Origin of the sequence: Frankia sp. Allo2 (genome assembly GCF_000733325.1) — a bacterium.
Classification (GTDB): domain Bacteria; phylum Actinomycetota; class Actinomycetes; order Frankiales; family Frankiaceae; genus Frankia; species Frankia casuarinae.
On the sequence record NZ_JPHT01000013.1, the window covers coordinates 54,411 to 67,126 of the forward strand.

The 12,716-nt window shown below is 71.1% G+C and carries 8 protein-coding genes; 3 read left to right on the forward strand and 5 right to left on the reverse strand.

Annotation, left to right across the window (positions count from 1 at the left end):
• Positions 1-33: 33 nt before the first annotated feature.
• The 4 genes from ALLO2_RS11355 to ALLO2_RS11370 form a co-directional block, all read right to left on the reverse strand.
• On the reverse strand, positions 34-1,281 hold the full coding sequence (locus ALLO2_RS11355; protein ID WP_011437220.1) for an ABC transporter ATP-binding protein: 1,248 nt from the start codon (positions 1,279-1,281) through the stop codon (positions 34-36).
• 206 nt (positions 1,282-1,487) lie between these two features.
• Positions 1,488-2,435 carry a MurR/RpiR family transcriptional regulator gene (locus ALLO2_RS11360; protein WP_108913751.1) on the reverse strand — a complete coding sequence of 316 codons (948 nt, stop codon included), beginning with the start codon at positions 2,433-2,435 and terminating at the stop codon, positions 1,488-1,490.
• A 128-nt stretch (positions 2,436-2,563) separates the two neighbouring features.
• The gene (locus ALLO2_RS11365; RefSeq protein ID WP_082456677.1) at positions 2,564-3,787 is read right to left on the reverse strand and encodes a homoserine O-acetyltransferase; all 1,224 of its coding nucleotides are present in this window, start codon (positions 3,785-3,787) and stop codon (positions 2,564-2,566) included.
• Positions 3,759-5,051: a bifunctional o-acetylhomoserine/o-acetylserine sulfhydrylase gene (locus ALLO2_RS11370; RefSeq protein ID WP_035731942.1), complete on the reverse strand. Its 1,293-nt coding sequence runs from the start codon at positions 5,049-5,051 to the stop codon at positions 3,759-3,761. Before ALLO2_RS11370 ends, ALLO2_RS11365 begins: the two co-directional genes overlap by 29 nt.
• 831 nt (positions 5,052-5,882) lie before the next feature.
• Here ALLO2_RS11370 and ALLO2_RS11375 point away from each other — a divergent pair.
• The gene (locus tag ALLO2_RS11375; protein ID WP_035731858.1) at positions 5,883-7,352 is read left to right on the forward strand and encodes an HNH endonuclease signature motif containing protein; all 1,470 of its coding nucleotides are present in this window, start codon (positions 5,883-5,885) and stop codon (positions 7,350-7,352) included.
• Positions 7,353-7,667: 315 nt separating this feature from the next.
• Entirely contained in the window at positions 7,668-7,802 is a 135-nt protein-coding gene (locus tag ALLO2_RS27810) for a hypothetical protein (protein WP_023840763.1), read from the forward strand.
• A 36-nt stretch (positions 7,803-7,838) separates the two neighbouring features.
• On the opposite strand, the gene ALLO2_RS11380 is transcribed toward ALLO2_RS27810, so the two are convergent.
• Positions 7,839-9,215: an ABC transporter substrate-binding protein gene (locus tag ALLO2_RS11380; RefSeq protein WP_035731861.1), complete on the reverse strand. Its 1,377-nt coding sequence runs from the start codon at positions 9,213-9,215 to the stop codon at positions 7,839-7,841.
• 422 nt (positions 9,216-9,637) lie between these two features.
• Between ALLO2_RS11380 and ALLO2_RS11385 the strand changes: the two genes are divergently transcribed.
• On the forward strand, positions 9,638-12,652 hold the full coding sequence (locus ALLO2_RS11385) for a nitrate- and nitrite sensing domain-containing protein (RefSeq protein ID WP_232235034.1): 3,015 nt from the start codon (positions 9,638-9,640) through the stop codon (positions 12,650-12,652).
• Positions 12,653-12,716 lie beyond the last annotated feature (64 nt).

The window sequence follows — 12,716 nt, forward strand, 5'->3', positions numbered from 1 at the left end:
GCGATGATCTGGTCCGGTTGGTCTGGTCGCAGCTCAGACCGCGGCGGGCGCGGGCGAAGCGGGGGATGGGGACGCGGCGAGCGCGCCGGGCACGGGGATGGTCAGGGATTCCCGGGGATCCGGTGGCCGCCAGGCGAGACGACGTCCGCTCGCCCGAGCGAACAGGTGCACCCGTGAGACGTCGACAGTGAGTCGGGCCCGGTCACCGGCGGCCAGTCCGATCGGGCGGGGGCCACGCAGCGCGACGGCCTGACCGTGGACGTCGCACCAGGCCACCTCCTCGCTGCCGAGGTTCTCGACCGTGGTCACGACACCTTCGATCTGCGCGGTCGACCCGGGTGATGCCGTCAAGCCGGGTGATGCCGTCGATGCCTCGGCCGGGTGGGGCGGCTCGGCCGGGCGGGGCGACTCGGCCGAGCCGGGCAACAGCGTCAGGTTCTCGGGTCGCAGACCGACGATGACGTCGCGGGGTTCGTCGAAGCCCGGCCACAGCGGGATGCGCAGCCCGTCCGCGCGGACCGCCAGCAGGTCGCCGTCGGCCTCCACCCGGGCCTCGATCAGGTTCATCGGCGGTGCGCCGAGGAAGCCGGCGACGAACACCGAGGCCGGCGTGTCGTAGACCTCGGTCGGGCTGCCCACCTGTTCCACGCGGCCGCCGTTGAGCAGGACCACGCGGGTTGCCATCGACATGGCCTCCACCTGGTCGTGGGTGACGTAGATGAAGGTCCGGCCCAGCCGGCGGTGCAGTCCGGCGAGCTCGGTGCGGGTCGCGGTGCGCAGTTTCGCGTCGAGGTTCGAGAGGGGTTCGTCCATGAGGAACGCCTGGGGGTCACGGACCAGCGCACGGCCGAGCGCCACCCGTTGGCGCTGCCCGCCGGACAGCTCACGGGGGCGCCGGTGGAGCAGCCCGCCGAGTTCGAGCTGGTCGGCGACCTCGCGGACGCGCCGGGCGATCTCCGCCTTGGGGCGGCGCGCGGCCCGCAGCGGAAACCCGATGTTGCGTTCGACCGTCAGGTGCGGGTACAGCGCGTAGCTCTGGAAGACCATGGCGAGGTCGCGCCGTCGGGCGGGGACATGGGTGATGTCGCGATCGCCGAGCATGATGCGTCCCTCGCTCGGCTCCAGCAGGCCGGCGATCATGCGCAGCAGCGTGGTCTTCCCGCAGCCGCTCGGTCCCAGCAGAACGAGGAAGTCGCCGTCCGCCACGTCGAGGGAGACGTCGTCCACCGCACGGACGTTTCCGAAGCGCCTCGTGAGGCCCTCGATCCGGATTTCTGCCACCCAGCACCCCGTGTACGTCTGCTCCAGGAGCGCGCCTGCCTCCCGGTTCCTCGTTACAGAGGCAGTCTCGGGTACCGAGATGAATGGTCCATGACGGTCGGGAAACGGGGGACAGTCACTTACCGCAACGAATCTCCGGCCAAGCGCCTTGCCGGTGGGACGCTTTCGTAGCTGTCCGCGCGTCCCCTGACCCGACCGGTCATCGGTCAGAACTCGTAGGGATCGGCGGCCCCGAGGCCGGGATCCGCCGCGGGCCGCCGCGGGCCGTCCTCCGCCCGCACGGAGTGGCCCTGGACGTCCCGCATGATGGTTCCGGCCAGCAGCGGGTTGTCCGTGCGGCGCAGGCCGACCGCGAGTTGCAGGGCGTTGAGCAGCAGCAGGGAGGCCAGCCGGCTTGCGATCATGTCCGAGCTGATGGGCCAGTCGGGCGCCCCCACCACGAGGCTGATGTCGGCGATCTCGGCCAGGGGACCGGCCGTGTAGCTGGTGATGCCGATGACGGCGGCGCCCGCGGTCCGGGCCGCCTCCGCGGCCCGCAGACTCGGCTCGTTCGCTCCGCTGCTCGTGATAACCAGGCAGACGTCCGAGGGCGCGAGCAGGCGGGCGGTGAGTTCCTGGGCGATCGAGTCGCCCGGCGCCTCGGCCGGCCGGCCCATACCCAGGAAGCGCAACGCCGCGTCCTGGGCGACCGGAGCCGATCCGCCGTTGCCGATGACGAGCAGCCGGTCGGCCCGGTCCAGCAGGTCCACGGCGGGCGCGAGACGGGACCGGTCCAGCGGGCCGAGCGCGTCGGCGAGCACCGCGGTCGCCGCGCCGAAGACGGTGTCCACCAGGCGCTCGACCGGGTCGGCGGCGTCCGTTCGGCCGATCTCACCGCGCAGCGCCGCGGCCCCGCTCTCCCGGGCGAGCTCGACGCGGAAATGCTGGAATCCGCGGAAGCCGAGATGTTGGCAGGCGCGCACCACCGTGGCCGTCGATGTTCCCGCGGCCTCCGCGAGCTGCGCAGCGGACCATTCGACCACGTCCCCCGGACGGGCCAGACACACTTCGGCCACCCGCTGCTCGCTCGGGAGCAGGCCTGGCAGGGCCGCGCGGATGGTGGCGAACAGCCCGCCCGGGCGGGCACCCGGCGGACCGGCGGAGGGGGTCACCATGCAGCGGTTCATACACGCTCAAGGTGACGGGCCGGGGTGCCGTGCCGTCAACGTGCCGCGCCGTGCCGTCAGAGTGCCGCGCGGTGCCGTCAACGTGCGGATAAACTGTGCGGATAATCAGTTCCGGGTCAGGCCGTCCGGAGGGCGTCGTGGACGATTGCGGCGACCTGCTCGGTCTCGATCAGAAACCCGTCGTGCCCGCGCCGCGAGTGGACGACGCGCAACGGCGCGCCGACGCGCTCGGCGATGTACTCCTGCAGATGGAGGGGATAGAGCCGGTCGGAGTCGACCCCCGCGACGGTGAACGGCACCGGGCAGGACCGTAGCGCCGACGCGCGCCCCCCGCGCCCCCGGCCGACGTCCTGGGTCATCATCGCCCGGGTCAGTGCGACGTAAGTGCCGGCGTCGAACCGAGCGGCCAGCTTGCCGGCATGGTGGTCGAGGTAGGAGGCGACCTCGAACAACCCGTCGGGCCGGGTCCGATCCGCGAACCGCTCCTCCAGTTCGGCCTCGCTGCGATAGCTGATCTGGGCCACCCGCCGGGCCAGACCCATGCCGGCGTCCGGGCCGCGTCCGCCGGGCCGGCCGTGGTAGTCGCCGCCGTTCCAGGCCGGGTCGTCGATGATCGCACGAAGCTGCACCGCGGACAACCCGATCTGCTCCGCCGTCGCAGCCGCGCCGCAGGCCAGGACCACGGCGTGGTCGACCCGGTCGGGATGGCCGACAGCCCACTCCAGGGCCCGCATGCCCCCCATCGAGCCGCCGACCACCGCGGCCCAGCGCCGGATGCCGAGCGCGTCGGCGACGGCGACCTCCACCGTGACCTGATCGGAGATCGTGATCTCGGGCCATCGGCCGCCCCAGGGTCGGCCGTCCGGCGCGGGACTGGCTGGCCCGGTCGTGCCCTGACAGCCGCCCAGCACATTCGGACAGACCACGAAGAGGCGATCGGTATCGAGGGCCCGCCCAGGCCCGATCAGGCCATCCCACCAGCCTGGGGTGGGATGGCCCGGCCCGGGCGGGCCGACGGCGTGACTGTCCCCGGTGAGCGCGTGCAGGACCAGCACCGCGTTGGTGGCCGCGGCGTCGAGGCGGCCCCACGTCTCGTAGGCCACCGTCACGCCGGGCAGGATGCCGCCGCGTTCCAGCCGCAGCGGTCCCGGCAGGTCGACGAACCGGCGCCGTCCCACCGGGTCGATCCCGGCGCGCCATGCCCCGGAGGCGGGCGGTGGCGTCGGCGGTATCGGTTGGACCGTCGGCGGTATCGGTTGGACCGTCGGCGGTACCGGTTCGACCGAAAGGGCCGCACCGGTGCCACGCGACTCAGCTCTTGGCCGCACGGAACCCGGCATCGAGGTCGGCCAGGATGTCGTCGATCCCCTCGATGCCGACCGACAGGCGGACGAGATCCGGGGTGACCCCGGTCGCGGTCTGCTCGGCCTCGGTGAGCTGGGAGTGCGTCGTCGTCGCGGGATGGATAATCAGTGAGCGGACGTCGCCGACGTTCGCCAGATGGCTGAACAGCTCGACCCCCTCGACGAACTTCTTCCCGGCCTCGGCGCCACCGACGATGCCGAAGGACAGGATCGCGCCGGCGCCGCGGGGGAGCACCTTCTGCGCCCGGGAGTACCACCGCGACGATGGCAGGCCCGGGTAGGCCACCCAGCTCACCTCGTCGCGCGCATCGAGCCACTCGGCGACCCGCCGGGCGTTCGCGGTGTGCCGCTCGATCCGCAGCGACAGCGTCTCCAGACCCTGGAGCAGCAGGAACGAGTTGAACGGGGAGATCGCCGGGCCGAGGTCGCGCAGTAGCTGCACTCGTGCNTTGGCGATGTACGAGCCGTGACCGAGCGCGTCCCAGTAGACTAGACCGTGGTAGCTCGGGTCGGGAGTGGTGAAGTTCGCGAACCGGCCGGAGGCGCCGAAGTCGAACCGGCCGCCGTCGACGATGACGCCGCCGATCGCGGTGCCGTGGCCGCCGATGAACTTCGTCGCCGAGTGGACGACGATGTCCGCGCCGTGCTCCAGCGGCCGGTACAGATAGGGCGTCGCGAGGGTGTTGTCAACGATGAGCGGGATCCCGTGCGCGTGGGCGACCTCGGAGATCCCGACGGTGTCGAGGACGTCGCCGCGGGGGTTGCCGATCGTTTCCCCGTAGAACGCCTTCGTGGTGGGCCGTACCGCCGCCCGCCACTCCTCGAGATCATCGGGATCGCCGACGAAGGAGACCTCGATGCCCAGCTTCGGCAGGGTGTAGTGGAACAGGTTGTACGTCCCGCCGTACAGGCTGGCCGAGGAGACCACGTGGTCGCCGGCCTCGGCCAGGTTCAGGATCGCCAGCGTCTCCGCGGCCTGCCCCGACGCCGCCGCGAGCGCCCCGATCCCACCTTCGAGGGCGGCGATGCGCTGCTCGAAGACGTCCTGAGTGGGGTTCATGATCCGGGTGTAGATGTTTCCGGGCTCACCGAGGGCGAACAGAGCGGCGGCGTGGTCGGTGTCGCGGAAGACGTAGCTGGTGGTCTGGTAGATCGGCACGGCTCGGGCGCCGGTCGCCGGGTCCGGCTGGGCTCCCGCGTGGATCTGCTGGGTCTCGAACGACCAGCTCTCGGTGCTCATAGGGTGATTCTCCCCGGGTCGAAGTCGGTGTTCGGTGTCAGTGGTGTTGGCGGTGTTGGCGGTGTTGGCGGTGTTGGCGGTGTTGGCGGTGTTGGCGGTGTTGGCGGTGTTGGCGGTGTCGGCGGTGGGGTGCCGGCGTGTCGGCGGTGTACTGGGCGCCGGCGTGTCGGCGGTGTACTGGGCGCCGGCCGTGGGGCGCTGGCCGGGCACCGATGCCTCTGCGACTAATCCGCGATGGCTGTCCTCGTCCGCGGTTCCTCACGGTTGCTCGCGCGGTGCGGCGGTGGACGGTCCGGCTGCCGAACCGGGCCGCTTCCCCGGGGCCCGGTCGGAATGCCTAAGATCGTGTGGTACGGAAAAGGTCAGGAGCCTGGACACAGCCCGTCGAAGGCGGCCGTGCGGGATGGGTGACCATTCGGTGTACCGATGTTCGGGCATCCCCCCGAACATCGCAGAGCGGCGCGCAACCGTCCCGGATATCCGGCATACGACCTCACGGCTTCGACGCTAGCAGCGTGTCGGGTCGTTGTCCGCGGCGGGNGCAGATTTTNCACCGGAGAAGNGAANAATCGCAGGCGCGGGNTGGGCTCTGGACCGTGCTCGAGGCCGTGCCCCGGGCTGCCGGGGGAGTCGAGGGCGGCCCGGGCGGGGTGCGGGGACGGTCCCGGCCGGCAGGCCGCCGGCCATACACGTGAAGCCGAGGGCGACCGGGATCTTCGCGCAGGGCGCGCACCAGCACGCCGGTCCTCATTTCCGCTACGACCACAGCACCTAGTTACGGCAATCGAACATGAGTTCGACATCGGGGGTTGTGTGATCTACGCTTGATCCATGACCATCACTGCCGGCCCGGCCCTCGGGCAGCATTTGGTGCCGTCGGGTTTGGCGGTAGTGGCCGAGCAGGTCGGCGGCCTGTTGGACGCGCCGGTGTGGTCGTTGTCGGATGCCGAGTTGTACGGCGCCCTGGACGACTGTTCGGTGGAGCTGGCCCGCCTGGCCGCGGTACGGCTCGCGCTGGTGCGAGAGGCCCACGGCCGGAACCTGGCCGTGCGGGAGGGGGCTACCAGCACCGCGGCGCTGCTGCGGGAACGGCTGCGGATCCGGCCGGGGGACGCCCATCGCCTGGTCGATCTGGCCCTGGCCCTGGCCGTGGACGGACCGCTGAGTGCCACCGGTGCGGCCCTGGCCGCCGGCGCGATCACGGTCGAGCAGGCGGTCGAGGTCCGCACGACGATCCGTTCTCTCCCCCGCGGCCTGGACGCGCAGGTGTACACCGCGGCGGAGGCATCCCTGCTGGAGCTGGCCCGGATGTTCGACCCCCGCGAACTGGCCCGTCTTGGCCGGCACCTGCGGGAACAACTCACCCGCATCGACACCAGCCCCGGCGGCGACGGCCCCGCCAACACCGGCAGCCAGAACGGCGACCGTGAGGGCGCCGACTCCGGCACGTCTCCCGGCCCCGCAGGGGGCCCGGCCGGCGATGACAACCAGAACCCCGGCAACGACAACCAGGATTCGGGCAACGGCAACCAGGATTCGGGCGACGCCCCCGCGGATCGGCGCGGCCTGTGGATCACCGATCTGCCCGGGGGTAGCACCCGTATCACCGGCGAACTCGACGCCGAAGCCGCCGCGCTCCTACGCAGCGCACTTGACCCGCTGGCCAAACCCCGCCCCGCCGACGACGGCACCCTCGACCCCCGCACACCTGCACAGCGCCGCGCCGACGCCCTCGTCGACCTCCTTCACCGCACCCTCGCCACCGCAGCCCTGCCCGTCACCGGCGGCGTGCGCCCCCACCTCACCGTCACCGTCTCCTGGACGGCACTACTCGGCCAGGGAGGTACGCCCGCCACCACCAGTTGGGGTCAACCCCTGCCGGCCAGTGTCCTGCGCCGGCTGGCCTGTGACGCCACGGTCACCCGCGTCGTCTTCGATGCGGCGAGCGTCCCCCTCGACGTCGGACGGGCCCACCGCACCGCACCCGCGGACCTACGCCGCGCCGTCATCGCCCGAGACGTCTGCTGTTCATTCCCGGGGTGTGATCGGCCGCCGTCATGGTGCGAAGTTCACCACGTTCGTCATTGGATAGACGGTGGAAGAACCTCACTTGACAATCTGGTACTACTGTGTGGATATCATCACAGGCTCATCCACCATCACGGCTGGATCGTCCGAATCGGCCACGATCGCCGGCCCGAATTCATCCCTCCGCCCTGGGTCGACTCCGACCAGATACCCCGACGCAACCCCTACNGCCGACATACCTCCGATCTCCTCCGTGCGGCAACAGTTGCATAGACCGGCTCATAGCTGAAGGAAGGTCCGAATTTGAAGGACCAGCTCAAAAACCTCCAGAATATCCTCGCTCGCGCTGCCGTGAACGGCGCTACACGACGAGCCTGTCGTCCGACTTCCCGGAGTGGCTCGCGTGGCGCCGTCGCCAGCACCACCTGGCCGCCAGGTGCGCGCCGCCAGGTATGCGCCGCCGGCGGCTCCAGGGCTCGCGTACAGGAGTCTCCGGGAGAGGGTCGCCCAGACCGCCACCATGGTCAGCAGTCCGGTGACGGCTTCGCCCAGCGGCCACGGCGCCGCGGCCACGGCGCCGAGCCCGGTGTGGCAGGCGGTGTGCTCGCCGTCCTCGAACTCGACGGACGCGCGGCCCGGTTCCGGCTGGAGAAGACCGAGCCGGACGGCACCCCCGGCGGCCTCGATCCGGTGCTGGTGGCGGATCTCGCGCCGGCGAGGTGATCCGTGGACGGGTCAGGGGGAGAACGATCCGGGTACCTACTCGTTCCGTGTCCGTGTCCTGGTCCTGGTCCCCGGCGTCGACTGTGACGCCGACGTCGCCCTCGATGATGGGTGTCCGACAGTCGTCACGGCCGTCCCCGGCGCGGGCCACTTGACCGTCGTCGTGGCCAGGTCGCGGGGGTAGACGGTTCTGAATGTCGTACCGGTGGTCTGTTCGATCGCTGTTGCGGAAAGTGTGTTCTGGTGGGTTCCGTCGAAATGGACGCCGTTCCACGGCATGATGGTCGAACTCGCGGGTAGATTCAGGGCGGTCAACGCGGAGCGGACCAGTTCACGATCCGTACTGCCCGCGTCATCGATTGCCTGCGCGATCGTGGTCATGGCGGTGAAGGCCTCGGCCGCATTCTCGGTCATCGGCGCCCCGAAATCGTGCAGATAGCGGTCGATTACTCTCGCGGCCAGCGGATTGGCCCGGGCGATGGGCATCGACCAGGCGACCTGGCGGCTGACCCGATCGGCGAACTCGGGAACCGCGGCGAGTCGGGCGGCCTCCGCCGGGTCGCCGTACACGACAACCGCGGGCGGTATGTATCCACCATCCCGGAAAGTGTTTCCCAGAATTGCGCCCTGACCGGGAGAAATATTCGTCAGTACAATGTCGGGTGCAGTGGCTTGCAGGGCGCCGACAGCGGCGGCCAGATCGCCCGTACCCGGCTGGCCCGTACCCGGCTGGTAGGCCACGCTCGCCACGATCGGGTAACCGGTCTCCTCGGCGAACTCCGCCACGGTCGCCTGCATATCGAGGCCGGTGGCGTCGTTGGTGTAGAGCAGGGCGACGCGTCGGCGTTCCTGGCCCGGCTGCTCGGCGTCACGCAGCAGGGACAGGAAGGCGCCGCCGTAGTCGGCCGCGTCGGGTCCGATCCGGAAGAACCAGCTCAGCCCACGTTCGGTCAGCGCCGTCAGCGACGGGCCCCCGCTGACGAACGGGATCCGCAGGCGTTCGGCCCGCTGGCTGGCTTCCAGGGTGGCGTCGGGGGTGAACGCGCCGACGATGCCCACGACGCCGTGGTCGGTCGCCAAGCGTGACGTGGCGTCCGCGGTCTGGCGCGGATCGCTACTTGTATCCAATGTCACAACAGAAAGGTGGGCCCGGCCGGCTGGCCCCCAGAGGTCTCTGGTCCCGTCGCTCGCCCAGCTTTCGCCGGCGTTGATGAGACGGCTGGCGAGCTCTGCTCCGCGTTGTGCGTCACGCCCCGTCTCGGTATCGCCATGGGTCATGGGGGCGAGCAGTCCGATCTTGACCTCGCCGGAAACTCGGGCCGGCTCGGCTTTGCCACCGCTACCACAGGCGGCCAGCACGACCGCGGAGAGAAGCGCAAGGCCCGNGACCGTGCTTCGAAACCCGTGGATCATCGTGCTCCCGCATGCCCGGCTCGGTGAGGAGTGAAAGCTGGCAGTGGCCAGCGGCGACACTAGTTGTTTGTCGGACAACAACCGCAGCCGGGCTGTCCAGCAGCGCGGGTGATTGACGGGGCCAATCGTCAGGCGAGCCTACTGGCGACCCCACCGGCGGCGACATCGGGCGCCCACATAGTCTTTGCCGGCCAAGGCATAGTCTTTGCCGGCCAGGGCCGGGACTGGCCTGGCGGGACAGTTCCAGAGGGCGATCCGAGAGGGCGAGAGGTACGGATCTCGTGGTCCAGCCGGGAAGAAGGCGGGTCGCGGCGGATGACCCGCCGGGCTCCTCTGCCGAGAGCCGGCATTGTGGCGCGGGCACACCCGGGGACCGGGAGCAGCCATCCCCGGTGCGGCGTCGGCGGCACTCGGCGGGGGCCGTGACCGTGACCGTGACCGGGGCCGTGACCGGGGCCGCGGCCCCCGCCGTGGCTACGACCGGGGCGGGGGAGTTCCGATCGCGTCCGTGGCGGCGGCTGCGCCTGCACGACCTCCCCGTGCGCGGGAAGCTCTTCGCGGCCTTGGCGGTGCCCATGGCGGCCTTCTTGGCGGTAGCGATTCTCGCCGGCGTGACCTGGCTGTCCGACGCGGCCAGCTACGGTCACGGGGTGACCTCGGCGAGGCTCGGCCGGGATGTGACCGCGGCGGTGCACGAGATGCAGCTCGAGCGGGACCTCGCCGCGGGCTTCATCATGAGCGGGCGTGGCGCCGCCCCGACCAGCAGGGCGCTGGCCGACCGGCTGAACACCGAGCAGCGTGTCGTGGACAAGGTGCTAACCCGTTTCCAGGCCTCGCTGGGGTCCTCCTCCGGCCGTCTCGGCCGAGGGGCCTCCCCGCTGTCCGTGCGGGTGCGGCAGAGCATCGCCGCACTGCCCGCGCTGCGTCAGGCCGTCCGGGGCGGGAAGCTGCCCATCGGCGCGATCCTGAGCGAGTACTCGACCACGATCAGCCGCCTGCTCGCCTTCGACCGCCGGATCGGGCAGGACCGGGACGACGACGAGCTCCGCTACGCCACCACGGTCCTCAATGACCTGTCGACCATCAAGGAGATCAACTCCCAGATCCGCGGTCAGCTCTACGCCGCGGCCCTCACCGGCCGGTTCGAGTTCGGCGCCGCCGAACGGATGTCCGGTCTCCTCGCCGAGGAGCAGACGGCCCAGGACGCGTTCCGCGCCGCAGCCCGACCCAGCGACCGGACCCGCTATGATCAGATCGTCAACGGTCAGGCGGTGCTGACGGTCAAGCGCACCTCCGACCGTGCCATCCAGCGTCAGCGGCTGCCCGACCTCGGCATCGATCCCGACCAGTGGTTCGCGGCCAGCACCACCCACATCGAGCTGCTGCGCACCGTCGAGACCGGACTGCTCGACGACGTCATCGGGTCCGCGAGCGACCTGCGCTCCACCGCCTGGGAGCGAACCGCCATCCTCGGCGCGCTGATCATCATTATCATGGCCGGTGCGATCGTGTGGACGCTGGCGATCGCGCGCACGATGACCGGCCCCCTGCGCAGACTGCGGACGGGCGCCCTCGACGTCGCCCACGAGCGCCTTCCCCGCCTGATCGAGCAGCTGCAAACCGCGTACCCGGACCAGGTCGACACGACGATCCGGTCCATCGCCGTCGACTCCCGCGACGAGATCGGCGAGGTCGCGCGCACCTTCGACGAGCTGCAGCACGAGGCGGTGCGGCTGGCCACCGAACAGGCCGGCCTGCGGCGCAACGTCAACACCCTGTTCCTGAGCCTGTCCCGGCGCAGCCAGAGCCTCATCGAACGGCAGATCGCGCTCATCGACCGGCTGGAGGCCAGCGAGGAGAACCCCCTCCAGCTGGAGAACCTGTTCAAGCTCGACCACCTGGCGACCCGGATGCGCCGCAACAGCGAGAACCTGCTCGTGCTCGCGGGGGCCGGCCCGGGCCGGCGCCGGGCGGGTCCGGTACCGCTGGGTGACGTGCTGCAGGCCGCGATCGGCGAGATCGAGCAGTACGAACGGATCCAGATCATCGAGGTGCCGGAGGTGCAGGTTGCGGCCGACTCCGTCAACCACGTCGTCCACCTCGTCGCCGAGCTGTTGGAGAACGCCGCCCAGTTCTCCCCGCCATACCTCGCGGTCGACCTCGCGGCGTCCCGCCTTGACGACGGCGGATTGCTCATCATCATCGACGACGCCGGCCTCGGGATGTCGGAGAAGGAGCTGACCGCAGCCAACCAGCGGCTGGCCGAGCCTCCGGTGTTCGACTTCTCGATCGCCCAACGCCTCGGCCTGTTCGTCGTGGCCCGCCTGGCCGCGCGGCACGACATCGAGGTGCGGCTGGCACGCTCGGATACCGGCGGGGGTCGCGCGCTCGTCCATCTGCCCGCCGTGCTGCTCGTCGCGGGCAGCGCGTCTCGTGGCAGCGCGTCTCGTGGCAGCGCGTCTCGTGGCAGCGCGTCTCGTGGCAGCGCGTCTCATGGCAGCGCGTCTCATGGCAACGGCCTGGCGGCTCCCGGCCTGGCGGGGCCCGGTGCGACGGGCCTGAACGGTTACGGGCCTGCGGGGCCTGCTGGGCCTGCGGGGTCGCTCGGCGGTCCCGATACGCCGCCGGCCGCTCTCGGCTCCTACACCTCCTACACACCGACCGAGGAGTGGTTCCGGCCGCGCGGTGTCGATCTCGACGTCGTTGACGAGCTCGCCGACGACGCCGACCTGCCCACCGCGGCCGAGGCGGGTGGCGGGNCGCGTCCGGGCGCCGCCACGGGATCGGATGGCGGGGCCGCCCTGCCTCCGATAGAGGAGGCGGTGGCCGCGCTCCGTCGTCGGCGCGAGCGTGGGGCGGACAGAAGGATGCGCGCCGCCGCGGTGCGGTCGCCCGAGCCCTCCGAGCCCTCCGAGCCCTCCGAGGTCCCCGAGGTCCCCGAGGTCCCCGAGGTCCCCGAGGAGAAGTTCAACTGGTTCACGCGAGATCCGGCACCGTCGCGTTCCGCGGAGCGCATCCCACCCGCGTCCCTTGAGCCACCCGCGTCCCTTGAGCCACCCGCGTCCCTTGAGCCCTCAGCGGCCGGTGGGGCGGCACGGTCAGGCGGGGCGATAACCGTCGGTGGGGTACCGGGCTCAGGCGAAGCGGCGGTGAGTGACCATCCCCCCATCGGGCCAGACGGTCCCAGGACCCCCTCCGGGCTGCCGATCCGCGCCCCGCAGACCCACGGGCTCCTCGGCCCGGACCCGTTGGGCACACCCCCGTCCAGGTCCGCGACCGCTCGCCCCCCCGATGCCGGTCCCGACCTTTTCGGCCCGGCAGCGGCGCTCACGCCGGCCCCGGAACGGCAGACGGTGGCGCCCGAACGGATCCGCGGCCGCCTGAGCCGACTGTACGAAGGCGTTCACCATGCCCGTGGTGTCAAGGGAGACCCCTGACGAGCCTGGCGGGGACGGATGACCATCCGCACCCTTCCTGCCTGCGCGCGGACACCACACCGTC